The 25,494-nt window shown below is 70.3% G+C and carries 23 protein-coding genes; 15 read left to right on the top strand and 8 right to left on the bottom strand.

The genetic code is table 11. The annotated features are described in order from the left end of the window. Positions 1 to 19 precede the first annotated feature (19 nt). The 3 genes from sucC to IEY87_RS24565 all read left to right on the top strand — a co-directional run bounded on the left by sucC (position 20) and on the right by IEY87_RS24565 (position 3,934). Positions 20 to 1,201: an ADP-forming succinate--CoA ligase subunit beta gene (sucC, locus tag IEY87_RS24575; protein ID WP_189141133.1), complete on the top strand. Its 1,182-nt coding sequence runs from the start codon at positions 20 to 22 to the stop codon at positions 1,199 to 1,201. A gap of 3 nt (positions 1,202 to 1,204) precedes the next feature. Next, entirely contained in the window at positions 1,205 to 2,080 is an 876-nt protein-coding gene (gene sucD / locus IEY87_RS24570) for a succinate--CoA ligase subunit alpha (protein ID WP_189141132.1), read from the top strand. A gap of 225 nt (positions 2,081 to 2,305) precedes the next feature. Continuing rightward, the gene (locus IEY87_RS24565; protein ID WP_189141131.1) at positions 2,306 to 3,934 is read left to right on the top strand and encodes a cell division protein PerM; all 1,629 of its coding nucleotides are present in this window, start codon (positions 2,306 to 2,308) and stop codon (positions 3,932 to 3,934) included. 58 nt (positions 3,935 to 3,992) lie between these two features. On the opposite strand, the gene IEY87_RS24560 is transcribed toward IEY87_RS24565, so the two are convergent. Beyond that, positions 3,993 to 4,412 carry a hypothetical protein gene (locus tag IEY87_RS24560; RefSeq protein WP_225277644.1) on the bottom strand — a complete coding sequence of 140 codons (420 nt, stop codon included), beginning with the start codon at positions 4,410 to 4,412 and terminating at the stop codon, positions 3,993 to 3,995. Positions 4,413 to 4,486: 74 nt separating this feature from the next. Here IEY87_RS24560 and purN point away from each other — a divergent pair, with 74 nt between their 5' ends. The 3 genes from purN to IEY87_RS24545 all read left to right on the top strand — a co-directional run bounded on the left by purN (position 4,487) and on the right by IEY87_RS24545 (position 6,965). Further along, positions 4,487 to 5,116 carry a phosphoribosylglycinamide formyltransferase gene (purN, locus tag IEY87_RS24555; protein ID WP_189141130.1) on the top strand — a complete coding sequence of 210 codons (630 nt, stop codon included), beginning with the start codon at positions 4,487 to 4,489 and terminating at the stop codon, positions 5,114 to 5,116. After that, the gene (gene purH, locus IEY87_RS24550; protein ID WP_189141129.1) at positions 5,113 to 6,663 is read left to right on the top strand and encodes a bifunctional phosphoribosylaminoimidazolecarboxamide formyltransferase/IMP cyclohydrolase; all 1,551 of its coding nucleotides are present in this window, start codon (positions 5,113 to 5,115) and stop codon (positions 6,661 to 6,663) included. The genes purN and purH overlap by 4 nt, the downstream gene beginning before the upstream one ends. Before the next feature lie 119 nt (positions 6,664 to 6,782). Beyond that, entirely contained in the window at positions 6,783 to 6,965 is a 183-nt protein-coding gene (locus IEY87_RS24545; RefSeq protein ID WP_189141467.1) for a hypothetical protein, read from the top strand. Here the strand turns inward: IEY87_RS24545 and IEY87_RS24540 are convergent. After that, on the bottom strand, positions 6,944 to 7,903 hold the full coding sequence (locus IEY87_RS24540; RefSeq protein WP_189141128.1) for an ROK family protein: 960 nt from the start codon (positions 7,901 to 7,903) through the stop codon (positions 6,944 to 6,946). The two genes, IEY87_RS24545 and IEY87_RS24540, sit on opposite strands and share 22 nt — an antisense overlap. A gap of 446 nt (positions 7,904 to 8,349) precedes the next feature. Between IEY87_RS24540 and IEY87_RS24535 the strand changes: the two genes are divergently transcribed. Then, entirely contained in the window at positions 8,350 to 9,219 is an 870-nt protein-coding gene (locus IEY87_RS24535) for a bifunctional methylenetetrahydrofolate dehydrogenase/methenyltetrahydrofolate cyclohydrolase (protein ID WP_189141127.1), read from the top strand. A 44-nt stretch (positions 9,220 to 9,263) separates the two neighbouring features. On the opposite strand, the gene IEY87_RS24530 is transcribed toward IEY87_RS24535, so the two are convergent. Both IEY87_RS24530 and IEY87_RS24525 read right to left on the bottom strand, forming a co-directional pair. Beyond that, the gene (locus IEY87_RS24530) at positions 9,264 to 10,517 is read right to left on the bottom strand and encodes an RNA-guided endonuclease InsQ/TnpB family protein (protein ID WP_189141433.1); all 1,254 of its coding nucleotides are present in this window, start codon (positions 10,515 to 10,517) and stop codon (positions 9,264 to 9,266) included. Between the two features lie 69 nt (positions 10,518 to 10,586). Then, entirely contained in the window at positions 10,587 to 12,302 is a 1,716-nt protein-coding gene (locus IEY87_RS24525) for a thiamine pyrophosphate-dependent enzyme (protein ID WP_189141126.1), read from the bottom strand. A gap of 101 nt (positions 12,303 to 12,403) precedes the next feature. Between IEY87_RS24525 and IEY87_RS24520 the strand changes: the two genes are divergently transcribed. After that, positions 12,404 to 13,168 (top strand): IclR family transcriptional regulator domain-containing protein, encoded by a 765-nt coding sequence (locus IEY87_RS24520; RefSeq protein WP_225277642.1) that lies wholly within the window; start codon positions 12,404 to 12,406, stop codon positions 13,166 to 13,168. A 40-nt stretch (positions 13,169 to 13,208) separates the two neighbouring features. Here the strand turns inward: IEY87_RS24520 and IEY87_RS24515 are convergent, their stop codons facing one another. Continuing rightward, positions 13,209 to 14,144 (bottom strand): NADP-dependent oxidoreductase, encoded by a 936-nt coding sequence (locus IEY87_RS24515; protein ID WP_189141124.1) that lies wholly within the window; start codon positions 14,142 to 14,144, stop codon positions 13,209 to 13,211. Positions 14,145 to 14,282: 138 nt separating this feature from the next. Here IEY87_RS24515 and IEY87_RS24510 point away from each other — a divergent pair, with 138 nt between their 5' ends. Next, positions 14,283 to 15,566, top strand: a complete 1,284-nt coding sequence (locus IEY87_RS24510) for a helix-turn-helix transcriptional regulator (protein ID WP_189141123.1) — start codon at positions 14,283 to 14,285, stop codon at positions 15,564 to 15,566. Positions 15,567 to 15,686: 120 nt separating this feature from the next. Here IEY87_RS24510 and IEY87_RS24505 read toward each other — a convergent pair whose 3' ends face one another. Together IEY87_RS24505 and IEY87_RS24500 are read right to left on the bottom strand one after the other, a co-directional pair. Then, positions 15,687 to 16,568 (bottom strand): MurR/RpiR family transcriptional regulator, encoded by an 882-nt coding sequence (locus IEY87_RS24505; protein WP_225277641.1) that lies wholly within the window; start codon positions 16,566 to 16,568, stop codon positions 15,687 to 15,689. Further along, positions 16,553 to 18,031 (bottom strand): glycoside hydrolase family 3 protein, encoded by a 1,479-nt coding sequence (locus IEY87_RS24500; protein WP_189141122.1) that lies wholly within the window; start codon positions 18,029 to 18,031, stop codon positions 16,553 to 16,555. Before IEY87_RS24500 ends, IEY87_RS24505 begins: the two co-directional genes overlap by 16 nt. An 88-nt stretch (positions 18,032 to 18,119) precedes the next feature. On the opposite strand from IEY87_RS24500, the gene IEY87_RS24495 reads away from it, so the two are divergent. Both IEY87_RS24495 and IEY87_RS24490 read left to right on the top strand, forming a co-directional pair. After that, positions 18,120 to 19,649, top strand: a complete 1,530-nt coding sequence (locus IEY87_RS24495) for a glycoside hydrolase family 10-like protein (RefSeq protein ID WP_189141121.1) — start codon at positions 18,120 to 18,122, stop codon at positions 19,647 to 19,649. 12 nt (positions 19,650 to 19,661) lie between these two features. Then, positions 19,662 to 20,780: an anhydro-N-acetylmuramic acid kinase gene (locus tag IEY87_RS24490; protein WP_189141120.1), complete on the top strand. Its 1,119-nt coding sequence runs from the start codon at positions 19,662 to 19,664 to the stop codon at positions 20,778 to 20,780. Here IEY87_RS24490 and IEY87_RS24485 read toward each other — a convergent pair. Further along, on the bottom strand, positions 20,754 to 21,395 hold the full coding sequence (locus IEY87_RS24485; protein ID WP_189141119.1) for an FHA domain-containing protein: 642 nt from the start codon (positions 21,393 to 21,395) through the stop codon (positions 20,754 to 20,756). The two genes, IEY87_RS24490 and IEY87_RS24485, sit on opposite strands and share 27 nt — an antisense overlap. Before the next feature lie 181 nt (positions 21,396 to 21,576). Between IEY87_RS24485 and IEY87_RS24480 the strand changes: the two genes are divergently transcribed. The 4 genes from IEY87_RS24480 (at position 21,577) to IEY87_RS24465 (ending at position 25,435) form a co-directional block, all read left to right on the top strand. Further along, complete coding sequence (locus IEY87_RS24480) at positions 21,577 to 22,698, top strand: citrate/2-methylcitrate synthase (RefSeq protein ID WP_189141118.1); 1,122 nt, start codon at positions 21,577 to 21,579, stop codon at positions 22,696 to 22,698. A gap of 4 nt (positions 22,699 to 22,702) precedes the next feature. Beyond that, complete coding sequence (locus IEY87_RS24475) at positions 22,703 to 23,002, top strand: DUF3017 domain-containing protein (RefSeq protein ID WP_189141117.1); 300 nt, start codon at positions 22,703 to 22,705, stop codon at positions 23,000 to 23,002. Between the two features lie 51 nt (positions 23,003 to 23,053). Then, positions 23,054 to 24,268, top strand: coding sequence for an NADP-dependent isocitrate dehydrogenase (locus tag IEY87_RS24470; RefSeq protein ID WP_189141116.1), 1,215 nt, complete (start codon positions 23,054 to 23,056; stop codon positions 24,266 to 24,268). A 177-nt stretch (positions 24,269 to 24,445) separates the two neighbouring features. Further along, positions 24,446 to 25,435 (top strand): polysaccharide deacetylase family protein, encoded by a 990-nt coding sequence (locus IEY87_RS24465; RefSeq protein WP_189141115.1) that lies wholly within the window; start codon positions 24,446 to 24,448, stop codon positions 25,433 to 25,435. The last annotated feature ends 59 nt before the right edge of the window (positions 25,436 to 25,494 follow it).

The raw sequence follows: 25,494 nt of genomic DNA, 5'->3' as shown, positions 1-25,494 counted from the left end.
TAAGCAAGGACGGACCCTCGTGGACCTGTTCGAACATCAGGCGAAGGAGCTCTTCGCGGACTACGGCATTCCGGTGCCACGCGGCATCGTCGCTCACACCGTGGAGGAGGTGCGAGCGGCGGCGCAAGAGCTGACAGGGCGCGTTGTCGTCAAGGCTCAGGTAAAGACCGGCGGCCGTGGCAAGGCCGGCGGCGTCAAGGTGGCCGATGACGCGGCCGACGCCGTCGAGAAGGCGACCGCCATTCTCGGTATGGACATCAAGGGCCACACGGTGCACAAGGTGCTCGTGGAGGAGGCCAGCGCGATCGAGGAGGAATATTACTTCTCCTTCCTGCTCGACCGCGCGAACCGTACGTTCCTCGCGATCTGCTCGGCGGCCGGCGGCATGGACATCGAAGAGGTGGCCCACAGCGCTCCGGAGAAGGTCGCCAAGGTGCCGGTCTCGGCGCTGACCGGCGTCGACCGGGCCAAGGGGCGCGAGATCGCCCAGGCCGGCGGGCTGCCGGAGAAGTCGCTCGACGGCGCGGCCGAGCTCATCGAGAAGCTCTGGTGCGCCTTCGTGGACGAGGACGCCACGCTGGTCGAGGTCAATCCCATGATCCTGTCGGCCGACGGCGAGGTGAAGGCGCTGGACGGCAAGGTCACTCTTGACGACAACGCCGTCTTCCGCCAGCCGGACCATGAGGGTTACGCCGACAAGTCGGCCGAGGACCCTCTGGAGGCCGCGGCCAAGGCCAAGGACCTCAACTACGTCAAGCTCGACGGCGACGTCGGCATCATCGGCAACGGCGCGGGCCTGGTCATGTCCACGCTCGACGTGGTGGCCTACGCCGGCGAGGCCTTCCCGGGCAAGCCGTCCCCGGCCAACTTCCTCGACATCGGCGGCGGCGCCTCGGCCGAGGTGATGGCCGCGGGCCTGGAGATCATCATCTCCGACCCGTCGGTCAAGTCGATCTTCGTGAACGTCTTCGGCGGGATCACCGCCTGCGACGCCGTGGCCAACGGCATCGTCTCGGCGTTCAAGCTGCTGGAGAGCCGTGGCGAGGCGGTGACCCACCCGCTGGTGGTCCGCCTCGACGGCAACAACGCCCAGCTCGGGCGGCAGATTCTGGCCGACGCCGCACTCCCGCGGGTCGAGTTGGTGGACACGATGGACGACGCGGCCAAGCGGGTCGCCGAGCTCGCTTCGGTAGGTGTGTGAGTCATGGCCATCTGGCTGACGGAAAACAGCAAGATCATCGTTCAGGGCATGACCGGTGGCGAGGGCACCAAGCACACCCGGCGCATGCTCGCCTCCGGAGCCCGCGTGGTCGGCGGCGTCAACGCGCGCAAGGCCGGCACCACGCACGAGGGTCTGCCCGTGTTCGGCACGGTCAAGGAGGCCATCGAGAAGACGCGCGCCGACGTGTCGGTGGTGTTCGTGCCGCCGGCGTTCACCAAGGACGCCGTCAAGGAGGCCATCGACGCGGAGATCCCGCTCTGCGTGGTGATCACCGAGGGTGTGCCGGTCCACGACTCGACCGAGTTCTGGGCGTACGCGGTGTCCAAGGGCAACAAGACCCGCATCATCGGCCCCAACTGCCCCGGCATCGCCTCGCCGGGCGCGTCCAACGCCGGCATCATCCCCGCCGACATCACCACGGCCGGCCGCATCGGCCTGGTGTCCAAGTCCGGCACGCTGACCTACCAGCTCATGTACGAGCTGCGTGACTTCGGCTTCTCCACGGCCGTCGGCATCGGCGGCGACCCGGTCATCGGCACCACGCACATCGACGCCCTGCAGGCCTTCCAGGAGGACCCGGGCACCGACGCGATCGTGATGATCGGCGAGATCGGCGGCGACGCCGAGGAGCGGGCCGCCGCCTACATCGAGCAGTACGTCACCAAGCCGGTCGTCGCCTACGTCGCGGGCTTCACCGCGCCCGAGGGCAAGACCATGGGCCACGCGGGCGCGATCGTGTCGGGCTCCGCCGGCACCGCCCAGGCCAAGAAGGAGGCCCTGGAGAAGGTCGGCGTCCGCGTCGGCAAGACCCCCTCCGAGACGGCCCGGCTGATGCGCGAGGTCATGCAGTCGCGCTGACTCCACTCAACGGTGAAGGCCCCGCCGGTGATCTCTCACCGCGCGGGGCTTTCCCTTTGGCGCCGGGCTTCCGTGCCCGAGAAGGTGCCGTACGGACTACGTACGGTGATTTAAGGTTCCTTAACCGTCGCCAGAGCCAGGTTTGATCTTGAAACGGCTCACAAAGTGGTTCAGGGCGGCGCGTCAACCAAGCGGTGGTCGGGAAAGATTGAGAAAATCACTGTTGTGACGGCGATACTCGACCAGCTGCGGGCCGCCCCTCGTTCGGTCCTCAGCAAACTCCCCGGGGTCTCGAGTGACGATGACGGGACACGCCGGCCGCTGCCCGTGTCCGGGATGCTCGCCGCCGCCTGCACGCTGGGCGTCGGGCTTGCCGTGCTCACCACGCTCACCCTGGTCGGCTGGATCGCCGCGCCGCGTGGCGCGCTGGGGTCCGGGCTGCCCGAGGTGTTCAGGACGGCCGCGCAGATCTGGCTGGCCGCGCACCACGCCGGGTTCGAGATGCCCGGCGGCAGGGTCGGATTGCTGCCGATCGGGTTGATGATCCTGCCGGCGTTGCTGCTGTACAAGGCGGGCCGCTGGATGGCCCGCGACGCCGACCTGCGGTTCCGGCTGCCCGCCAGGCTGCCCAAGAACAGCCCGCGGGAGAAGGCCAACGCCCGGCGGCGGGCCCAGCTCGTCCTGGTGGCCCAGGCCGGCGTGTCGCTGGCCGCGCCGTACGCGCTGCTGGCCGGGTTGATCGCGCTGGTCGCGCGCAACGAGATCACGCAGCCTTATATCGGTGAGGCGCTGCTCAGCCACTTCCTGCTGGCGTTCGTGGCGGGTGTGCTGGCCATCGCGCGCACGATCGGGCCCTGGCGGGCGATGCTGCGGCTGCTGCCGGAGCGGGTGCGGGCGCTGACCGTGGGCACGGCCGTGGCCACCACGATCCTGATCGCGGCCGGGCTGCTGCTCGTCCTGGTGGCCGTGGTGATCCACTTCGACCAGGTGCGCGAGCTGACCGACGTGCTCGCCCCCGGGCTCGTCGGCGGCCTGCTGCTCGTGCTGGTACAGGCCCTCTATCTGTTCAACGGGGTCATCTGGGCCTCTTCCTACATCGCCGGCCCGGGGTTCGCCGTCGGGGCCGACACTCTCGTCGCGCCCACGGGCGTGCAACTCGGCACGGTGCCCAGCCTGCCGCTGCTCGGCGCGCTGCCCGAGAGCGGTCCGGTGTCGGGCTGGATGATGGCGGTGATCGCGCTGCCGTTCGCGGCGGGGATCGTGGCAGGCATCGTGGTCGCCAGGATGTCGCCCTCTCCCTCGTACGAGGCCGCGCCGTTGTGGGGCTTCCTGACCGGCGTCACGACGGGACTGGTGACGGGGCTGCTCGCGGCGCTGTCCGGTGGCCCGATCGGCGGCGGGCGGCTGACGGCCGTCGGGCCGTCCCCGTGGGAGGTGGCCCTGTCGGTCGCCCTGGAGGTGGGCGTGGCCTCGGGCATCTCCGCCGGGGTGACGAACCTGCTGCTGCTCAACAAGCGGGCCCGGGTGCCGCTGGACAAGGCCGCGGTGCCGGTCCGCAAGGCGGGGGCGGCGATCGCCAGGGCGGCGAGCAAGGTGGGGCTGGCCGAGGCCGACGCCCGGCCGCTGCCGGGCCACTGGATGGACGCCACCGAGGCCGACACGCAGGCGATCCCGGTCATCCGCGACGACTGGCAGGATGAGCACGCCTCGGCCGCGGCCGAGACGCTCTCCCAGGCCCGTCCGCGCCTGCCGCTGGACGAGTCCGTCCCGGTGCGCAAGGACATCGTGGACGAGTCCGACGATCGCGGCGGTCACGTCATCTACGTCGACCCCTACGCCTGGGACCGCGACTAGGGCCGGACCTACGCCTGGGGACCGAGACTAGGGCCAGGCCTACGCCTGGGAACCGCGGCTAGGGCCGGGTCGCTCCGATGAGCTCCAGCACGTCGGGGGGCAGCTTCTTCTGGGCCGCCTCCTTGAACTGAACGAAGCACTCGCCCTGGGATGACACGGTGCCCGCGCTCTTCATGCACTCCTGGTAGGCGGAGTTCTCGTTCATGAGATAGAGCTGCATGCCCGTGGTCGCGGCGGACAGCGCCAGCGCGACGGCCGCGACGGCGATGCCGCCCGCGGTCACGCCGGTGGGCTTGCCCGCGGCTTTCAGCAGCGGGACCGCGCGGATCCCGGCCACGATCGCGAACAACGCCATCACCAGCCCGGCAGCGGGCAACATGAACGTCATGGCCAGCGCTGCGATGGACAACCAGATCGCTCGGCGGCCCGCGGACTCCGCGGGCTGCTGACCGGCCGGTGCTTGCACCGGTGTCGACACCTGACCTCCTCTGCGTCGCCAGGCGAGGAACAGATACGCTGGCAGCCCCACCACGGATCCCCATTGGAGTGTGCGTGTCTAAGGCTGGGCGGCTCGTCGTTCTCGTCTCCGGCTCTGGAACAAACCTACAGGCCCTGCTGGACGCTTCTGCCGATCCTTCCTACGGCGCCCAGGTGGTGGCCGTAGGGGCGGACCGGGAGGGCATCGAAGGTCTGGCCAGAGCTTCGCGGAGTGGAGTGCCCACTTTCGTCCACAAACTAGGCGATTATCCGTCTCGGCAGGAGTGGGATGCGGCGATCGCGGAAGAGATCGCCTCTTACAAGCCGGACCTCGTGGTCTCGGCCGGATTCATGAAAATTCTCGGCGCCCCGACGCTCGACGCCGTCCCCGTGCTCAACACCCACCCCGCGCTGCTGCCGTCCTTCCCCGGCGCGCATGGCGTGCGCGACGCGCTGGCGCACGGGGTCAAGGTGACCGGCTGCACCGTGATGCTGGCCGACGCGGGGGTCGACACCGGCCCGATCGTCGCCCAGGAGGCCGTGCCCGTGCTGCCCGACGACGACGAGGCGGAGCTGCACGAGCGCATCAAGACCGTCGAGCGCCGCCTGCTCGTCGACATCGTCGGCCGGTTGGCCCGGGAGGGCTGGACGGTCAGCGGACGCATCGTCCGCATAGGCAACCCATCAGGAGGGGAAAGCAAGTGACTCGCATCGCCATCCGGCGCGCGTTGATCGCCGTGTACGACAAGTCGGGGCTGGAGGAGCTGGCCAGGGCCCTCGACGGCGCGGGCGTGGAGATCGTGTCGACGGGCGGCACCGCGGCCGCCATCGCGTCCTACGGCATCCCGGTGACCAAGGTCGAGCAGCTCACCGGATTCCCGGAGTGCCTCGACGGGCGGGTCAAGACCCTGCACCCGCGGGTGCACGCCGGGCTGCTGGCCGACCTCACCAAGCCGCACCACGTGGCGCAGCTCGACGAGCTGGAGATCGACCCGTTCCAGCTCGTCGTGGTCAACCTCTATCCCTTCCAGGAGACGGTGGCCTCGGGCGCGTCCGACGCGGAGTGCGTCGAGCAGATCGACATCGGCGGGCCCGCGATGATCCGCGGCGCCGCCAAGAACCACAGCACCTGCGCCGTGGTGGTCGACCCCGCCGGTTACGACGGCGTGCTGGCCGCCCTCGACCAGGGCGGTTTCACGCTGACCGAGCGCAGGCGGCTGGCCGGCGTCGCCTTCGCCCACAGCGCCTCCTACGACGTGGCCGTGGCGTCGTGGTTCGCCAGTGCCTACGCCACCGAAGAGGCGTCCGGCCCCTGGCCGGCCTTCATGGGCGCCGCCTGGCAGCGCAAGGCCGAGCTGCGCTACGGCGAGAACCCGCACCAGAGCGCCGCCCTCTACAGCTCCGGCGACGACGGGCTGGCCAACGCCGAGCAGCTGCACGGCAAGGAGATGTCCTACAACAACTACCTCGACGCCGACGCGGCGTGGCGGGCGGCCTGGGACTTCGCCGACCCGTGCGTGGCGATCATCAAGCACCAGAACCCGTGCGGCATCGCCGTCGGCGCCGACGTGGCCGAGGCCCACCGCAAGGCACACGCCTGCGACCCGGTCTCCGCCTACGGGGGCGTGATCGCGGTCAACGGCGCGGTCACGGCCGAGCTGGCCACGCAGATCGCCGAGGTGTTCACCGAAGTGGTGGTGGCCCCCTCCTACGACCCGGAGGCGCTGGCCGTACTCACGCAGAAGAAGAACCTTCGGCTGCTGGTCTGCCCGAGCGGGCCGGCCAACGCGGCCGAGTTCCGCCGGATCGACGGCGGGCTGCTCGTGCAGCAGACGGACCGGCTGCAGGCGCCGGGCGACGCGCCCGAGAGCTGGAGCCTCAAGGCGGGGGAGCCCGCCTCGCCGGAGCTGCTGGCCGACCTGGCCTTCGCCTGGCGGGCGGCCCGTTCGGTCAAGTCCAACGCGATCCTGCTGGCCGCCGACCGGGCCACGGTGGGCGTCGGCATGGGGCAGGTCAACCGGGTCGACTCCTGCCGTCTGGCGGTCACCCGGGCAGGAGAGCGGGCGGTGGGCTCGGTGGCGGCGTCGGACGCCTTCTTCCCGTTCCCTGACGGGCCGCAGGTGCTGGTCGAGGCGGGGGTCAAGGCCATCGTGCAGCCGGGCGGCTCGGTGCGGGACCAGGAGGTCATCGAGGCTCTGGAGAAGGCCGGCGTCACCCTCTACTTCACCGGCACGCGCCACTTCTTCCACTGATCAACCGCGGGTGACCCGGCCGCCCCGGGTCACCCGCGCCACGGAAAAACGCCGCGAGCATGCCAACAGCAGGGTTACTCTTTACCCGCCGTTGCGCGTTTCTTCCCATGGAGTCCTATATGACCATGCTTGACGCAATCCTGCATGCCTTGCTCGCGGTGAACGGGTTCGCCACCAGCCCGTTCGTGCTCATCCTGCTCGCCTTCGCCGGGGCCTACCTCGGCGGACGCGTGGTCGAGTACATCCCGTTCACCCGCAGGATCATCGAGCGCCGCGAGGCTCAGGTCGCCGAGCGCGAGTAGTCCCAGGCCAGCTTGGCGGCTCCGGCGAGGCCGGCTTGCACTCCCAGGGTGGTCTGCTCCACCCGGACCGCCCGGACGAACGGCAGGCCGCCGATGTCGTCGAGTGCCCGTGCCAGCGGCTCGAACAGCACCGGCCCGGCCCCCGAGACGCCACCGCCGATGACGACCGTGCTCACCTCCGTGGCGGCGGCCGTGGCGGCGATCATCCCGGCCAGCGCCGTGGCGCCCCGCGCGAACGCGGCCACCGCGACCACGTTCCCGGCCGCCGCGTCCTGAGCGAGCAGGCGCGCGTCGGCTCTCGCCGGTGCCACTCCCGTGCCGCCGCACGCCCTGTCGCGTGGTGGGGCCGCCTCGGCCGGGGTCCAGCCGTTCTCCAGGGCCCAGCGGACCATGTTCGGGCCGCTGGAGTAACGCTCCACGCAGCCGCGCCCGCCGCACTCACAGCGCTCGCCGTACGGGTCGACCGTCATGTGGCCCACATGGCCGGCGTTGCCGGTGGGGCCCAGCAGCGGCCGGCCGCCGATCACCAGGCCGCCGCCGATGCCCGTGGACACCACGATGCCGAGCAGTGCCGCGCTGCCCCGGCCGGCGCCCAGCCAGTGCTCGCCGAGCGCCATGCACTGGGCGTCACCGGCGAGGACCGTGGGCAGGCCGGTCAGCTCGCGCACCTGGTCACGCAGCGGGAAGCCGCGCCAGCTCGGCATGTTCACCGGGCTGACCGTGCCGGCGGCCAGGTCCAACGGCCCGGCGCAGCCGATCCCGGCGGCGCTCGGCTCGGGCCCGCCCTCGGACACCTCCTTGATCAGGGTGGCGAGCGAGGCCATGACGTCCTCGCGCGGGGTGGGGCGGGTGGCGGAGCGCAGTACGGAGCCTCCCTCGTCCACCAGTGCGGCGGCGAGCTTGGTTCCTCCGATGTCGATGGCGAGTACGTGAGTCATCAGTGTTCGTGGTGGTTGTCGGGCTCCACGGACGGCAGGCGAGCGGACAAGGTCACCCCTCGATGAGCGAGATGCTGGCGTCCGTCACACTATGCCGTCGAAAGACCGATGACAACGATGTCAATTTGTGGCTCAGATCACCCTCTATGACCACTTGACCGGCCCACCTCGCGCACGTAACGGCGCCGCGCCCGCTCCACCGGGGAACCGTTCCCCTGGACAGACCTCAGCCACTTACGGTGACTGGGCCCTCCCGGGCCGGCCGTAAAGGATGTCCTGAACGGCGGGGTCAGTGATCAGAGAGATCGATCTGCGGGGCGGGCGATCTGAAAGATCGTCCTGTACGGCGAGGCGGCGATCACAGAGATCACCTTTTATGGCGGGTGGCGATCACAGGGGGAGGGCGATTGGTGGGAGGCGTCGGGGGTCGTGAAAGGATCGGGCGCATGAGCGCAGTGAGACTCGACGGCAAGGCGACCGCCGCAAAGACCAAGGCAGACCTAGCGACCCGGGTGGCCGCGCTCAAGGAGCGGGGCATCACGCCGGGCCTGGGCACCGTGCTGGTGGGCGAGGACCCCGGCAGCCAGATCTACGTGGCGGGCAAGCACCGCGACTGCGCCGAGGTGGGCATCTCCTCGATCCGCGTCGATCTGCCGGAGACCGCCTCGCAGGCCGACGTCGAGGCCGCCATCGACGAGCTCAACGCCTCCCCCGAGTGCACCGGCTACATCGTCCAGCTCCCGCTGCCCAGGCACCTGGACACCATGGCCCTGCTGGAGCGGATGGACCCGGCCAAGGACGCGGACGGCCTGCACCCGATCAACCTCGGCCGCCTCGTCCACATGGTCGACGCGCCGCTGCCCTGCACGCCGCACGGGATCGTGCTGCTCCTTCAGGAGTACGGCGTGCCGATCAAGGGCGCCGAGGTGGCCGTGGTCGGCCGTGGCATCACCGTGGGCCGTTCCCTCGGCCTGCTGCTCACCCGGCGCAGCGAGAACGCCACCGTGACCCTCTGCCACACCGGCACCCAGGACCTGGCCGGTCACGTACGCCGTGCGGACATCGTGGTGGCGGCGGCGGGGGTGCCGCACCTGATCACTCCCGAGATGGTCAAGCCCGGCGCGGCCGTGCTCGACGTGGGCGTCTCCCGCGTCGACGGCAAGATCGCCGGTGACGTGGCGCCCGGCGTGGACCAGGTGGCCGGCTTCCTCACCCCCAACCCCGGTGGTGTCGGCCCGATGACCCGCGCCCTGCTGCTGTCCAACGTGGTCGAGGCCGCCGAGCGCGGTTCTCAGGCGTCAGCTTCTCAGCCCTGAAGGGACCGAGCTTGCAGCTCCTTGCCGTCGATGGCTTCGACGGTTCAGGCCGCGTCGTCGGCAGCGTGACTCACTGCCCAGTCCGCGACGCCGCGGGTGGCGATGTTGCGGGCCGCGTTGACGTCGGCGTGCTCAGCGAAGCCGCACGACGTGCAGGAGAAAGTGGATTGGCTGGGCCGGTTGCGGCGGTCGGTGTGCCCGCAGGCCGAACACTGCCGGCTGGTGTAGGCCGGGTCGACGTGGATCACGGCGACCCCGGCCCGCCGGGCCTTGTAGGTGATGAAGCCGCCGAGCTGGTGGAAACTCCATGAGTGCAGGGTGACCCGCTGGGGCTTGCGGAGCCGTACCCGGTCACGGATGCCCTGGAGGTCTTCCAGGGCGATGCCGTGGCCGGTGCGCTGGGCCTCGGTCACGATGCGTTTGGCGATCACATGGTTGGTATCGGCGGCGAACCGCGCTTCTTTGCGGCGGCGCTTCTTCAACAGCCGTTTCGCGGATTTGGTGGCTTTGGCCTGCAGTCGGCGGCGTAGTTCCCGGTGGCGGTGGCGGACCGCGTTCAGTTTCGCGCCGCTGTAGCGGGCCGGGCTGGGCCCGGCACCCGTGGCGGGCTCGGTGCCGGCGGCGGGGGTTGCGGCACCGATGGGAGTTGTGGAGGGAGTTGTGGCGGGGCAGGTGGTGGCGATGTTGGCGATGCCCAGATCAACGCCGAGAAACCCGTCGGGCTCGCGGAGCGGCGCCTCGGGGATCTCGATGGTGGCCAGCAGGAACCACATGCCGTCACGGGACAGCAGATCGGACTCGCCGCGGCGGTGCTTCCGTAGTTGCGCCAACTGGGCGGCCGAGCCGGTGAACGCCACATTCTTTGCCCGGCCGCTGCTGGTCCAGATCGAGATCGTCCGCGCATCGTGGTCCCAGGACAGGCAGCGGTCGTCGAACGGCTGGGCCGCCAGCGGGCGGAAGCTGATCGGTTGCGATTCCGCTTTGAGCCTGCGCGGCGAGTTGGCCGGGCCGTAGGTGCCGTTACGCAGATTGGCCCGAAGGGCGGTGTAGGCGTCGGCGACCTTCTTGATCGTGTGCTGGGCGGGCTGGGACCCCAAGCCGAAGGCGGCCCGGACCTGACCGTAGGTCACCCGGCGCAGGTCACGCCCCGCATGGATCTTCCGGGCGAACGCGACCCGCGACACCTCGTTGGCGGCCCGGTTGACCGTGCGCAGGGTGGCTTCCAAGGCCGCCGCCTGCTCAGGCGTGGGCAGAAGTCTCACCTGCACCACCAGTTTCACAATCGCACACACTACCATTCGGTCCACTCACCGCGAGAGGAACCCAGCCCCGAGATCCGCAGCTGAGCCGCGCACCGGGGCCGACTGTCACAGCACCGCTCGGGCCTGGCGGCCCTCCCGCGCTGCCGTTTCCTCCCGGGCGTCAACGCCCAGGTTCCACGCCAGATCACGCTGAAAATCGGGATCCACGCTCACGCTGACGTCGAGCAGGAGGGGTTCGCGGCGGGCGGCCAGCGTGGGCAGCACGTCGTCCAGGGCGGCGGTCAGCTCGCCGTGGTCGTTGATCCGGATGGCCTCGCAGCCCAGCGCCCTGGCCATCCCGGCCATGCTGACCTCGTCGAACGCCGGCCAGGGCGCCTTGCCGCCGTGCTGCTCCGCCAGCCGGTCCATCACCGCGTAGCGCCCGTTGGCCAGCACCACGAACAGCGTTCCGACGCGGTAGTGGGCCGCGCTCCACAGGGCCTGCACGCCGCAGAGCGCGGCCCCGTCGCCCACGACCGCCACGACCGGCCGGTCGGGCAGCGCCATCCGCAACCCCACGGCCGCCGGCAGCGCGAACCCCAGCCCGCCCATCGCCGCGGACACGAACCCGAGCGGGTTGCGGGCGGGCAGCAGCCTGTGCAGGTCGGGCCGCGATGACGGCGTCTCCTCGACGAGCACCACGTCCTCGGGGAGCCGCGCGGCCAACTCCCGCAGCACCCGCACGGGCCGCAACGGCCCGTCGGTCACGGGTTCGGCGCGCAACACGGCGGGTCCAGGCTCCTGGGGCGAGGTGAGCGGGGCGGGTTCGCGGGATGGGATGTGTGTGCCGGGTCCGGGTTCGCGGGGTGGGACGAGCTGGGCCAGGCGTGCGCACACCTGGTCCGGACGGGCGAGGTAGGCCAGCTCGGCCGGGCTCCGATGCGCCTCGGCGGGGTCGTCGGTGACCAGCGCGATCGTGGTGCCGGGCTCGACCAGCGGGCCGGGTTCGTACCCGTACTGCCGGAAGACCGGCGCACCCACGGCCAGCACCACGTCATGCTCCGCCAGCGCCGCCCGCAGCCGTGGCCGGTCGGCGGGCAGCACGCCCACGTACAGCGGATGATCCTGCGGGAACCCGGCCCGCGCCCCGAAGCTCTCCTGCCAGACCGGGCACCCCAGCCGCTCGGCCAGCGCCACCAGCGAGTCCCAGCCGTCACAGGCGCCCGCGCCGGTGACGATCGCCGGGGCGCGGGCGCCCGCCAGCAGTTCGACCAGCGGTGCCAGGTCGGCGTCCGGCACCGACACCGGGCGGAGCAGTCTGGCGGGCGCGGTCACGGTCTCGCCTTCGTACGGCGCCGCCCAGTCGTCCATCGGCACCACCACCAGGGCCGGCCCGGCGAAGGTGGTGGCCTGGTGGAAGGCGCGGGCGACGGCGCCGGGGACGTCCTGGGCGCGTACCGGATGGTCGGTGTGCACGGGGTAGTCACCGGCCAGCCCCGACAGCCGCCCGGCGAGGAACGGCTCCTGCGCCAGGTGCCTGCGGTCCTGCTGGCCCACCAGGATGACCATCGGCACCCGGTTCGCCCGAGCGGTGGCGATCGCCCCGACGGCGTTGCCGAGGCCGGCGGTGGTGTGCAGCACGGCGAGCGCGGGCGCGTCGTGGCCGATGGCCCAGCCGGTGGCCATCCCGATCACCGACCCCTCGTGCAGGGCGAGCACGAAGTCGAGGTCGTCGGGCAGCCCTGTCAGCAGGCTGATCTCGGTGGAGCCCGGGTTGCAGAAGATCGTGGTCATCCCGGTGTGCCTGAGCACCTCGAACGTCGCGTCCCTGACCGTGTGCACGATGTCCCCTTGTTCACTATGCGGACAACTATTCGTATGTCGAACAGTCCCGTATGGTAAGGACGCTATGCCGTTGTCGGGCTATGTTGTCAAGGAATCCGATGGTTGACCACGTTCAGTCGCTGGCCAGAGGCCTGGCCGTGATCCGCGCGTTCAGCGCCACCACGCCGGCCCTCACCCTGAGCGAGGTGGCCCGCGAGACCGGTCTCACCCGGGCGACGGCCAGACGGTTCCTGCTGACGCTGGTCGAGCTGGGGTACATGCGCAGCGACGGCCGACTGTTCACGCTCACGCCCCGCGTCCTGGAGCTCGGGTACGCCTACCTGTCCGGCCTCTCGCTCCCCGAGGTCGCCGCCCCGCACCTGGAACGCCTGGCGGCCGAGGTCCACGAGTCGACCTCGGTCGCGGTGCTCGACGGCGAGGACGTGGTGTACGTGGCCCGGGTGGCGACGGCCCGCATCATGCGGGTGACGATCAGCATCGGCACCCGATTTCCCGCGTACTGCACCTCCATGGGCCGCGTCCTGCTGGCCGCCCTCCCACCACCCGCCCTGGACCACTACCTCTCCCAAGCCGACCTGCGCCCCCTCACCTCACGCACCCTCACCTCCCCCACAGCCCTGCGCACCGAACTCGACCAGGTACGCACACACGGCTGGTCGATGGTGGACCAGGAACTGGAGGAAGGCCTGCGCTCCCTGGCGGTACGCATCCGGAACCGCTCCGGTGCTACCGTGGCCGCCCTGAACGTCTCCACCCACGCCAGCCGTACGACGTTGCAGTACGTCAGGCGCGAGCTACTGCCTCTGCTGCAGGCGACGGCGGCCCGGATCGAAGCCGACCTGTCCGCCCAGACCCGCACCTGACGACGTACCCCTCGGGTGCTACCCAGGAGCGGCGGGCGGATCAGACGGTGACGACGACCTTGCCCCGCGAGTAGCGACCCGACGCGAACTCCGCGAGGGCCTTGGGCGCGTCGTCCAGGGGATAGGTGGCCGCGACCTCGACCGAGAGGGTGCCCGCGGTGACGCGCTCGGAGAGGCTCTGGAGCTGCCCCTCGCGTGCCGACATCCGTACGTACACGACGGTGATGCCGCGCTCGAAGCTCTCCGGGCCCATCAACGTGGACAACAGGCGGCCGCCGTCCTTCATCGCATCCGCCGTACCCAGCAAGGCGGGACCACGGTTGACCAGGTCCAGTACGACGTCCAGTCGGCCACCGGCCAGCCGCTGGGCCTCCTTCACCGGGTCGGTGGAGGTGTAGTCGATGACATCGCGCGCGCCCAGACCACGTACGTAGTCGGCGTCGGCCGGCGCGGCCGTGGCCAGCACCCACAGGCCGGCCTGTGCCGCCAGCTGGACCGTGAACGACCCGACGCCCCCGGTGGCCCCGATGATCAGGATCGTCTGGCCCGCCTCGGCCCGCGCCGCCTCTAGAATGCACTCGGAGGTCAGAGAGACCGACGGCAGCGCGGCGCCGCGCACCGCGTCGAGGCCTGCCGGGCGCTTGGCCACATGGGGGCCCACTCCCACCTTCGTGTACTCGGCGATGGTGCCCGGGTGGAAGTGGGTGTAGGCCACGACCGCGTCGCCGATCTCGTATCCGGTGGCGCCCTCGCCGACGGCCTCCACGACTCCCGCGGCGTCCATGCCCACGACGAAGGGGTGCTCGACGGGCATCATGGCGTGCATCGCGCCGGTCACCAGAGCGGCGTCCAGCGGGTTGAGCCCAGCCGCCTCCACACGCACCAGCAGCTCACCGGGGCCCGGCGAGGGAGCGGGCGCATCGGTCACGACGAGCTGGTCCAGCGGGCCGTAGGACGGGGCCACAAGTGCTTTCACGGTCTGTCTCCTCTGCGGTCGGATGCAACGGGTCCAGGCTCGCGCGGAGGTTCGCGTGGTGCGCCCGTCCTTCCGGACGGAATGGACTACTCGAAGGAACAGTCCGGTGACGAAGAACGCTCGTTAGGGTGGGCAGCCATGGAAGCTGGTGACTGGTCGGACCCGCGGCAGGTGCTCGGTGCCGCGATTTCCGTACTCGAAGTTCCACCGGAAGACACCTCGGAGCAGTTGTCCGCGGTTCTTTCCGAACCGCTGCCGCACAGAGCGCTGGCCATCCTCACAGGCGACTGCTCCCGCTCGCCGATGCGCAAGGTCGGCGAGCGCGGCGTCGCCGACCGGATCTCCAGTGCGGAACTCGGCCGGCTGGCGGGCACGGTGGACATCGGTGTGCCGCGCTTCGAGACCGCTCTGGTCGGCGGGGAGAAACGCCCCGTACTGTCCGTGGCCTCCGCGCCGCACGGGACCTCCGGTGCGTTGCTGACCGTTGTCGTGGCCGACGGCATCGAGCCGGCCCCGCACACCCAGCAGGTGGTGCAGCGGCTGTGGGACCTCATCTCCCTCCGGCTGTCGGCGTACGCGGCCCAAGCTCATCCCGTCCCACTGGCCGGGAACCGTATGGCGGCTCAGGAACGGGCCCGCGCCATCAGCGAGTTGACGGACGCCCACACGGCCGCGCTGTCCGCGCTGCTGGGCGCGCTGCGCTCACGTACGCTCGACGACGGAGCCGCCCGGCGTGCGGCCACGGACATCGCGGTCTCCGCCCTCATCGAGCTGCGCGCGGCCGGTGATCTCGACCGGTCCCTCACCGAGGAGACCGCGCACGAGGCGTTCACCCGCCTCGAAGAACGCCTCGCCCCGCTCATCCGGTACAGCGAGGTGGCCCTCGAACTCGTCCCTCCGGAGCCGAGCCGACGGCTGCTTCCCAGCGATATCGCGCATGCCGCGCGCGCTGTCGTACGGGGCGGTGTACTCCTGATGCTGGAGCAGGACGGGATCGGCCGGATCCGTATCCAGTGGCAACTCGCCGATGCCGGGCTGCGCGTCTCACTCCGGGACGACGGGCCCGGTGCACTCTCGGCGGACGCGCTCACCATGCACCGGCTCGCGGACCGGGTGGCCTCGCTCGGCGGTGAACTGTCCCTGGACGCGGTGCCGGACTGGGGCACGCACATCTTCGTCGAACTGCCGCTCAGTGCCCAGGAAACGCCGTCGGCCGATGCCCTGCAGGGCCTGAACCCGCGCGAACTGCAGGTACTGGAGCGGATCACCAAAGGACTCCGCAACCGGAGTATCGCCGAAGAGCTGCAGATCAGCGAGCACACCGTGAAGTACCACGTCCGCAACATCCTGGAGAAGCTGAAGGCCGGTTCGCGCGGCGAGGCCGCCGCCCTCGCCCGCGGGGCGCAGCGCCCCCTGGTGTGACCCGGATCTGCGGGCACATCTCGCCGGAGTTGCAGTACGTGCGGGTAGGCCGCGTTCCGCCGGGCCCGCGGGCTAGGCAGGTGGATTTGGTTCCACAAAAGGCACCGTCCACAAAGACCGTCAGGTGCGGCGGCGGTAGCGGTCGGTGGCTTGGCGGGTGGCTCGGATGGCGGCGTCCGCTCGGTCGTACGTGCGCTGGGCCAGTCCTACGAAGATGCAGTCCACGATCAGCAGTTGGCTGATCCGGCTGGCCAGCGCCCCGGGGCGGAACGCTGTCTCGCGGCCGGCCGAGATCAGGGTGTGGTCGGCCATGCCCGCCAGTGATGAGCGGGGGTTGTTGGTGATGGCCACCACCAGGGCGCCCGCCTCGGCCGCGGTGCGGGCCGGGACGAGCACGTCGGGGGTCTCGCCGCTGCAGCTGATCGCCACCACCACGTCGCCGCCCTTGAGCAGCGCGGCGCTGGTCAACGCCAGGTGGGCGTCGCTGAACGGGTGGATGGACAGGCCGATCCGCAGCAGTTTCTGCGCCATGTCGGTGGCCACCAGCCCGGAGGCGGCCACGCCGTACACGTCCACCCGGCGGGCGCCCACGATGGCGGTGACGACCTCGCCCAGTTGGTCGGGGTCGAGCTGGGCGGCGGTGTCGGCGATCGCTTCGGACTCGGCCCGGGCCACCTTGGCGATCACGTCGGTGAGCGGGTCGTCGGGGCCGAGGTCGCCGGGGACCAGCCGTTCCGGCTCCTTGGCCACGGCGGCGGCCAGGGCGAAGCGCATCTGTGAGTAGCCGCCGAAGCCGAGTGCCCTGGCGGTGCGCACGATGGTCGCCTCGCTGGTCCCGGACACCCCGCTGAACTCGGTGATCGTGCTGCGCACGACCAGGCCGGGGTCGTCCAGGATGAGGCGGGCGATGGACTGCGCCGCCGGGGTGAGCGACGGCAGCACGGCCCGTACGGCCGCGACGGGGTTGGCCGGTTCGGGGACCGGGGTCACGAGGTCAGCCACTCGGCCACGGCCTGGGCGGAGACGCGGGAGATGCCGTGGGTGGCGAGGTGCGCGGCGCCGGAGGGGACGTCCGGGATGCCGGTGTCCACGATGATCACATCCGGCCGCTCCCGTACGGCCTGCGCCACCCGGTCCTGGACCCAGGGGTGCCGGGCGGCGTCGTGCACCACGAGCACGACGGGCCGTTGCGCCGCCCCCGACCCGAGCCCGGCACCGGCCGCGAGTCCGGGGCCGAGGCGGGGGAGCGGGCCGCCGGGCTCCAGTTGGACGCGGGCGGTGTCGGGGAGCAGGGCGGTCAGCGCGGCGGTGACGCCGGCCGGGGTCCCGGGGTCCACGGCCTGGCTGAGGCGGGTGTTGACCTCCACCACGAGCGGCCCCCGGGTCAGGGTCGCCGAGCCGGTCACGGTCAGCGCGGCGCGGGCGGCGTCCAGGCCGACGTGCGCGTCGGTGTCGTCGGCGTCGGAGTCGGCGGCGCGTAGGGCCGCCTGCTCGCCGTACCAGCTCGCCAGGGCGTGCACCCGGGCGCCCGCTTCCACCAGCCGCTCCTCGGACAGGCTGCCGGAGCGCACGGCGGCCACGATGGCGTCGCGGATCTCGTACAGGCTCTGTTCGGTGGTCAGGCCGACGCAGACGGCGTCGACGCCGGCGGCGAGCGCGCGGGCGGTGATCTCGCCGGGGGTGAACCTGGCGGCCACCGCCCGCATCTCGATGGCGTCCGTGACGAGCATCCCGTCGAAGCCGAGCTCGCCCCTGAGGAGCTCGGTCAGGATGGTACGGCTGAGCGTCGCGGGCGAGTCGGGATCCAGGGCGGGGACGAGGAGGTGGCCGCACATGACCGAGCGCACCCCGGCCGCGATGGCGGCCTGGAACGGCGGCAGGTCGCGGGCGAAGAGCGTGTCGCGGGAGGCGTGCACGGTGGGCAACTCCAGGTGGGAGTCGGTGACCGTGTCGCCGTGGCCGGGGAAGTGCTTGGCGCAGGCGGCGACGCCGGCGCCCTGGATGCCGTTGACGTAGGCGACGGTGTGGCGGGCCACCAGGTCGGCGGTGGGGCCGAAGGAGCGGACGCCGATGACCGGGTTGGCGGGGTTGGCGTTCACGTCGGCGGCCGGGGCGTAGTCGAGGGTGACGTCGGCCCGTGCGAGCATGCGGCCGATCTGGCGGGCCACCCGTTCGGTCAGCGCCACGTCGTCGACCACGCCGAGTGCGCGGTTGCCGGGGAAGGAGCTGCCGGAGGCGACTTCGAAGCGGGTGACCACGCCGCCCTCCTCGTCGACGGCGACGACGGCGGCGGGGTTCTCGGCCCTGATCTGCTGGACGACCTGCGCACTCGGCGCGTTGCGGGCGAACAGCACGACACCGCCGAGCCCCTGGCCGAGCGCCTTGCGCATCCAGTCGGGGACCGAAGTCCCCGCGTAGCCTGGCTGGAGAACTGCCATGGCCAGTCGGTACAGGTCAGCGGTCATTCGGCATTTTCCTTCACAGTTGTTGATCCGAAGGTAATTTTCTGTCATCGTCGCCCTCGACACAACCTCTTCCGAGGAGCCACCCCCCATGCACGACCGAAGGACCCTCCTCAAAGGTCTCGCACTGGCCGCAGCGGCCTCAGCGGTCCCCCTCCCCGCGTTCGCGGCCACCGATCACGTGCCCCCGCTGCGCCAGATGCGCGGCATGTGGATCGCGTCGGTGGTGAACATCAACTGGCCGTCCAAGCAGGGCCTGAGCGCCGACCAGCAGAAGGCCGAATACCTCGCCTGGCTGGACCTGGCCGTCGAGCGCAAGCTGAACTCGGTGTTCGTGCAGATCAGGCCGACCGCGGACGCCTTCTGGCCGTCGCCGTTCGAGCCCTGGTCGCACTGGCTGACGGGCGTCCAGGGGCAGGACCCCGGCTACGACCCGCTCGGCTTCGCCGTGGCCGAGACGCACAAGCGCGGCCTGGCCTTCCATGCCTGGTTCAACCCGTACCGCGTCTCCATGCAGGCGGACCCGGCGCAGCTGCACCCCGACCACCCCGGGCGCAAGCACCCCGACTGGATCCTGCCGTTCGGCGGCAAGCTCTACTACAACCCGGGCATGCCGGAGGTCCGGAAGTTCTGCCAGGACGCGATGCTGGACGCGCTGACCCGCTACGACATCGACGGCCTGCACTTCGACGACTACTTCTACCCGACCAACAGCACGGCCTTCGACGACAGCGCCGCCTTCGCCCAGCACGGCGGCGGTTTCCCCGACCTGGCCGCCTGGCGCCGGCACAACGTGGACCTGATGGTCTCGGAGATGCAGCAGCGGGTGCGCGCGGCCAAGCCGGAGACCGCGTGGGGCATCAGCCCGTCCGGCATCTGGCGCAACAAGGGCACCGACCCGCTCGGCTCCGACACCAACGGCGGTCAGTCCTACGACAACCTGCACGCCGACACCCGCGGCTGGGTGCGCAAGGGCTGGCTGGACTACATCGCGCCGCAGCTCTACTGGTACATCGGGCAGCCGCCCGCCGACTACTCGAAGCTGGTGCCGTGGTGGTCCGGCGTGGCCGACGGCACCGGCACGCTGCTGTGGATCGGCCAGGCCGCCTACAAGGCGGGTGATCCCGCGCAGGCGCCCGAGTGGCAGGACCCGGCCGAGCTGTCCGACCATCTCACGCTCAACCGCGACCACCGGCAGATCGGCGGCGACATCTGGTACAACGCCAACGACCTGCGCGCCGACCGGATCGGCTCGATCAGCACCGCGGTCAACGACCACTACACGCGACCGGCGCTCGCGCCCGTGCTGCCCAGGCTCGCGAAGGGAAGGCCGCCGCACCGGCCGGTGCTGGCCTACGCGATCCGGCGGCACGGCGGGGTGGAGGTGCGCGCGGTGGCCACCGGGCGGGACGAGCCGTTCCAGTTCGCCGTCTTCCGCTTCCCGAGCCGGGCGTCGTCGTCGGGCTTCCGTGACGCCCGCCATCTGGTCGCCGTCCTCCCGGGCGACCGGCAGGTGAGCTGGCGGGATGCGGACGGCCGGCGCGGGGACCACTACTACGTGGTGGCGGTGGACCGGGCCAACCGCACCAGCGAGCCGAGCAACGGCTTCAAGGTCATCTAGGGGGACGTTACGATGCGGGTTCTCGGTCTCATCTCGGGCACCTCACACGACGGTGTGGACAGCGCCGTGGTGGACTGGTCGCTGGACGGCGACGTGCTGACCGGCACGCTGCTGCATCTGGGGGAGCGGCCGTACGAGCCTGGGCTGAGAGCCCGCATCGTGGCGGCGCTGCCGCCGCACCGGATCGACCTGGGCGAGGTCTGCGCGCTGGACACGCTCATCGGCCAGGCGTTCGCGGACGTGGCGGCCGGGTTGCCGGCCGACCTGATCTGCTCCCACGGTCAGACCCTGTTCCACTGGGTGGAGGACGGGCGGGTGCTGGGCACCCTGCAGCTCGGCCAGCCGGCCTGGATCGCCGAGCGGACCGGGCTGCCGGTGGTGTCGGACGTACGGGCGCGCGACGTCGCGGCGGGTGGGCAGGGGGCGCCGCTGGTGTCCTATCTCGACCTGCTGCTCATGGCGGGCATGCCGGGCCGTACCGGGGCGCTGAACCTGGGCGGGATCGCCAATCTGACCGTGCGGGAGCCGGTCCTCGCCTACGACACCGGGCCCGCCTGCGCGCTCATCGACGCCGCCGCGCCGCCGTACGACCGGGACGGCGAACTGGCGGCGGCGGGCACCGTCGACGCCGGGCTCCTGGAGGAGCTGCTGGCCGAGCCGTACTACCGCATGGAGCCGCCCAAATCCACCGGCAAGGAGCTTTTCACGCCCGACTACGTACAGGCGGATCTGCCGCAGGCGGACCTGGTCGCCACGCTGACCGCGCTCACGGCCGAGACGGTGGCGGCGGAGATCCGCCGGCACCGCCTCGACACGGTGATCGTCTCAGGCGGCGGGGCGCGTAACCCCACGTTGATGAGCATGCTGCGCTCGCGTACGTCGCCGGCGACCTTCGTGACCAGCGACGAACTCGGCGTGCCCGCCGACGGCAAGGAGGCGATCGCCTTCTCGCTGTTCGGCTGGCTCACCGCACACGGCCTGCCCGCCACCGTGCCCAGGTGCACGGGCGCCTCGGGCGCCCGGATCCTGGGCACGATAACGCCGGGTTCCGATCCGCTGACGCTGCCGGAACCCCTCGCCGAAGCCCCGGTCGCGATCCGCCTCTCAGGAAGCCCTGCGTCCCGCCGCTGACGGCTCGGCAGGGGCCCCCGACCGCTGTGGTGGCACCACAGGTGTCGGGCGCACCAGGCCCAGCGCGACGACCTCGTTGGCCAGCCGCGTGCGCCGGTTGGTGCCTTCGGGAATCCTGAACTTCTGATACAGCCGCAGCAGGTGCTGCTTGACCGCGGCTTCGGTCACAACCAGGTCGTCGGCGATTTCCCGTGCGGTAGCCGGGGCGACGAACGCCTCGTCCGACAGCGCCGGCCTGCAGAGCGAGGTCAGCACATCGACCTCGCGTCTGGTCAGCTCGGGCGCCGCGGCTCTGCGGAGTTCGACCTCGGGGGTGAAGTCCTCACGGGGGACTCCACCGATGCGACCGCGGGCCGCGCCGAAGGAGACGACGTCGCCGTCGTCAAGCACCCTCCGGGCGATCGGCCTGCCGTTCACCCGTGTGCCGTTGCGGGACAGGCCCAGGTCAACGACATACAGGTAGGGTCCTCGCCTGACGAACTCGGCATGGAGCCGAGACACGCTGGGATCGCTGAGCCGGATGTCCGCGCCCCGGCCCCTTCCCACCGTCGTGATCTCGGGGCGCAACGGGACCACCTCGCCGGTGTCCTCGATGCGTATGAACGGCCCCTCCACGGCAGTTCCTCCCCAGGTAGCCCGCCGTAACTATTACTACAGCTGCGGCTTACCCAAACGTGGGGATGCGGAATCGCCTTTGCCGAAACGAGAATCGCGCTTGAAATTGATCTGACCCCTTGAGACTGGTTTTGCCTGCTCACAGGTAGACTTCCACGGGAGATAAGCGGAGGAAGTACACATGGCGGACAAGCCCACAAAAGGCCTGGCAGATGTCGTCGCGGCGTCCACAGCGCTCAGCGACATCGACGGGAAGGCCGGTCGCCTGTTCTATCGTGGATACGACATCCACGACCTGGCCGGCCGCGCGACGTTCGAGGAGACCGCACACCTGCTGCAGCGCGGAAAGCTGCCCGACCGGGCCGAGCTCGCCGCCTACGGTGAGGAGCTGGTGCGTGGCCGGGAGCTGGGCCCGCTCGTCTCGGCGAACATCTCCGAGATCGCGGAGAAGCAGAAACCGATGGAGGCGCTGCGCACCCTGGTGTCGCTCGCCGGCGCGGACGACCCGGACAAGGACAGCAACGCGCGCGAGGCCAACCTGGCCAAGGCCGCCCGCCTCACCGCGCAGCAGCCCCTGCTGGTCGCCCGCTACCACGCCGCCCGCACCGGCGGCCAGGCGCCCGAGCCGGATCCCGCGCTCAGCGTCGCCGCGAACTTCCTGCTCCAGGTCACCGGCCGCAGCCCGGCGCGGCGCGAGGTCGAGATCTTCGACTCCTGCCTGGTGCTGCACGCCGACCACACCATGAACGCCTCCACCTTCGCCGCCCGCGTCTGCGCCGCGACCCTGTCGGACATGCACTCCGCCATCGTCGCCGCCATCGGCACGCTCAAGGGCCCGCTGCACGGCGGAGCGAACGAGCAGGTCATGAAGACGCTGGAGTCGATCTCACCGACGGGCGTCGCCCAGGCCGTGCGCGACAAGCTCCAGGCCGGCGAGAAGATCATGGGCTTCGGCCACCGCGTTTACAAGACCGAGGACCCGCGCGCCACCCACCTGCGCAAGATGTCGCAGGAACTCGCCGAGGCGACCGGGGACGACACCTATTACCGGATGTCCAAGGAGATGGAAGAGGTCGTCTTCGAGACCAAGGGGCTCTATCCGAACGTCGACTTCTACGCGGCGTCCGTCTACCACTACCTTGGAATCCCGACCGACCTGTTCACTCCCGTCTTCTCGATCAGTCGCATGTCCGGCTGGACCGCGCACGTGATCGAGCAGCACGCGGACAACCGCCTGATTCGCCCGGACAGCGAATACATCGGCGAGACGGACCAGAAGTGGAAGCCGATCGACGAACGATGAGCCTTTGAGCGAGAACTACGAGCGTGAGAGCTGGGGGCCGTACCCGCTGATCCTGGCGAGTGCGGCCGTCGGCGTGGGCTTGATCTTCCTCATCGACGTGCGGTGGGGCGGGTTCGCCGTGGGCGCCGTCCTCATGCTCGGCGCCGCGCTGCGCTTCGCCGGCTACGGCGGCCCGCTCGCCGTGCGCAGCAGGATCACCGACGTCATCACGCTCGGCCTGTCCGGCTTCGTGCTGGTCCTGAGCTCGCTGCTGCTCTACAACAACGCGTTGAAGGCGCTCATCCAGTCCCTTTTCTCCGGTTGAGGGGCGTCCGATAGCCTCAACGTATTCATTCAGTGAAGGGGAACCATTCGCATGCCCAAGATCAAGGTGGAGGGTTCGGTCGTCGAGCTTGACGGCGACGAGATGACCCGGATCATCTGGCAGTTCATCAAGGACCAGCTGATCCTTCCCTACCTCGACGTCGACCTGAAGTACTACGACCTCGGCATCGAGAAGCGCGACGCCACGGACGACCAGATCACGATCGACGCCGCCAACGCCATCAAGAAGTACGGCGTCGGTGTGAAGTGCGCCACCATCACCCCGGACGAGGCGCGGGTGGAGGAGTTCGGGCTCAAGAAGATGTGGAAGTCCCCGAACGGGACCATCCGCAACATCCTCGGCGGTGTCATCTTCCGTGAGCCGATCATCATGTCCAACGTGCCGAGGCTCGTCCCCGGCTGGACCAAGCCGATCGTCATCGGCCGTCACGCCTTCGGCGACCAGTATCGCGCCACCGACCTGAAGGTCCCCGGCGAGGGCAAGCTCACCCTCACCTACACGCCGAAGGACGGCTCCCAGCCGGTCGAGCTCGACGTGTACGACTTCCCGGGCCCCGGCATCGCGATGGCCATGTACAACCTGGACGAGTCCATCCGCGACTTCGCCCGCGCGTCCCTGCGCTACGGCCTGAACCGCAACTACCCGGTCTACCTCTCGACGAAGAACACCATCCTCAAGACGTACGACGGCCGCTTCAAGGACATCTTCGCCGAGGTCTTCGAGACCGAGTTCAAGGACGAGTTCGCCGCCGCCGGCATCACCTACGAGCACCGCCTCATCGACGACATGGTCGCCGCGGCCATGAAGTGGGAGGGCGGCTACGTCTGGGCGGCGAAGAACTACGACGGCGACGTCCAGTCCGACACCGTCGCGCAGGGCTTCGGCTCGCTCGGCCTGATGACCTCGGTGCTGATGACCCCCGACGGCCGCACCGTCGAGGCCGAGGCCGCGCACGGCACGGTGACCCGCCACTACCGCGAGCACCAGAAGGGCAACGCCACTTCCACGAACCCGATCGCCTCGATCTTCGCGTGGACCCGTGGCCTGGCCCACCGCGGCAAGCTCGACAACACCCCCGCGGTGACCGCGTTCGCCGACACGCTGGAGCAGGTCTGCGTCGAGACGGTCGAGAGCGGCCTGATGACCAAGGACCTGGCTCTGCTGGTCGGCGGCGACGCCAAGTGGCTGACCACCCAGGACTTCCTGGGCGCGCTCGACGAGAACCTCAAGAAGAAGATGGCCTGAGCCGTCGCACGTGGAGGGCCGCCTACGGGCGGCCCTTTTCCGTGGACCCACACCATCTCTTGGGTGATCGCTGGCGTGGCACGGTTGATCATCTGGGTATGAGCTCTCCGTAACCAGTCGTACGCGTTTCGGGGGGTTCGAATGCGACTGCCTTTCATCAGTGGCATGGGTGTGGTCATGGTCGCTGCGATCCTGTCCGGGTGCGGCTCCGAGCCGGTGGCCCAGGTCAAGGACACCAAGGCGGAGGCCGCCGCCAAGCTGCAGCGCAGCAAGGCCGCCAAGGTCGCGGCCGCGGCCAAGGTCAAGGCCAACGAGCTGGGACAGATCCCGGTGCTCATGTGGCACCGCATCATTCCCAAACCGGCCACCACCGACGACCGCACGCCCGCGAAGTTCCGGGAGGATCTCGAACGGCTGATCAAGGACGGCTACGTGCCGATCACCGCGGCGGAGCTCGTCACCGGCAAGATCGACATTCCGGCGGGCAAGCACCCGGTCGTCCTCACCTTCGACGACTCCTCGCCCAGCCAGCTCACGATGGACGAGACAGGCACGCCGCAGAAGGACACCGCGGTCGCGATCCTCCAGGACATGGCCGCCAAGAACCCGGGCTTCCGCCCGGTCGCCACCTTCTACGTCACCCGCGACATGTTCGGCAAGAGCCAGCGGGAGGAGCAGGCTCAGCTGCTGATCTGGCTCAAGGACAACGGCTTCGACATCGGCAACCACACCCGCGACCACCACAACCTGCGCGGGCGCAGCAAGCAGCAGGTCGAGGAGCAGATCGGCAGCATCGCCGAGACGATCGACTCGCTGTCCCACACCAAGCCGGTCTCGATCGCGCTGCCGTACGGCAACCAGCCCAGCAAGAAGGAGTGGGCCCTGCGCGGTCCCCACTACGAGCACCGGGGCGCCTTCCTGGCCGGCTACACGCCCGCGTCCTCGCCGTTCAGCAAGTCCTACGACCCGCTGGGCATCCCGCGCATCCGGGCCATGGACAAGAAGGGCGACTGCGCGCAGTTCTGCTCGACGGCGTGGCTCGACTGGCTGAAGGCCAACCCGGACATGCGCTACACCTCGGACGGGGACCCGGCGACCGTGGCGTACCCGAAGTTCAAGAACCCGTTCCTGCGCACCTCGTACAAGGCCCGCTCGCTGGTGTACTAGGAGCTGTTTAGAGTTCGGATCATGTGGTTGAGGTGAGGAGTTTCAGCCACATGATCGAG

It is taken from the genome of Nonomuraea glycinis, assembly GCF_014646515.1.
GTDB classification, from domain to species: domain Bacteria; phylum Actinomycetota; class Actinomycetes; order Streptosporangiales; family Streptosporangiaceae; genus Nonomuraea; species Nonomuraea glycinis.
The sequence above is the reverse complement of the archived record's forward strand: the minus strand, read 5'-3'. Positions and strand labels throughout refer to the sequence as shown.

Coding starts and splice junctions, on each gene's coding strand:
- sucD (WP_189141132.1), top strand. CDS start 1,205: ATGGCCATCTGGCTGACGGAAAACAGCAAGATCATCGTTCAGGGCATG.
- IEY87_RS24545 (WP_189141467.1), top strand. CDS start 6,783: ATGACCATGCTTGACGCAATCCTGCATGCCTTGCTCGCGGTGAACGGG.
- IEY87_RS24540 (WP_189141128.1), bottom strand. CDS start 7,903: ATGACTCACGTACTCGCCATCGACATCGGAGGAACCAAGCTCGCCGCC.
- IEY87_RS24535 (WP_189141127.1), top strand. CDS start 8,350: ATGAGCGCAGTGAGACTCGACGGCAAGGCGACCGCCGCAAAGACCAAG.
- IEY87_RS24530 (WP_189141433.1), bottom strand. CDS start 10,517: ATGGTAGTGTGTGCGATTGTGAAACTGGTGGTGCAGGTGAGACTTCTG.
- IEY87_RS24520 (WP_225277642.1), top strand. CDS start 12,404: ATGGTTGACCACGTTCAGTCGCTGGCCAGAGGCCTGGCCGTGATCCGC.
- IEY87_RS24510 (WP_189141123.1), top strand. CDS start 14,283: ATGGAAGCTGGTGACTGGTCGGACCCGCGGCAGGTGCTCGGTGCCGCG.
- IEY87_RS24500 (WP_189141122.1), bottom strand. CDS start 18,031: ATGACCGCTGACCTGTACCGACTGGCCATGGCAGTTCTCCAGCCAGGC.
- IEY87_RS24495 (WP_189141121.1), top strand. CDS start 18,120: ATGCACGACCGAAGGACCCTCCTCAAAGGTCTCGCACTGGCCGCAGCG.
- IEY87_RS24490 (WP_189141120.1), top strand. CDS start 19,662: ATGCGGGTTCTCGGTCTCATCTCGGGCACCTCACACGACGGTGTGGAC.
- IEY87_RS24480 (WP_189141118.1), top strand. CDS start 21,577: ATGGCGGACAAGCCCACAAAAGGCCTGGCAGATGTCGTCGCGGCGTCC.
- IEY87_RS24470 (WP_189141116.1), top strand. CDS start 23,054: ATGCCCAAGATCAAGGTGGAGGGTTCGGTCGTCGAGCTTGACGGCGAC.
- IEY87_RS24465 (WP_189141115.1), top strand. CDS start 24,446: ATGGTCGCTGCGATCCTGTCCGGGTGCGGCTCCGAGCCGGTGGCCCAG.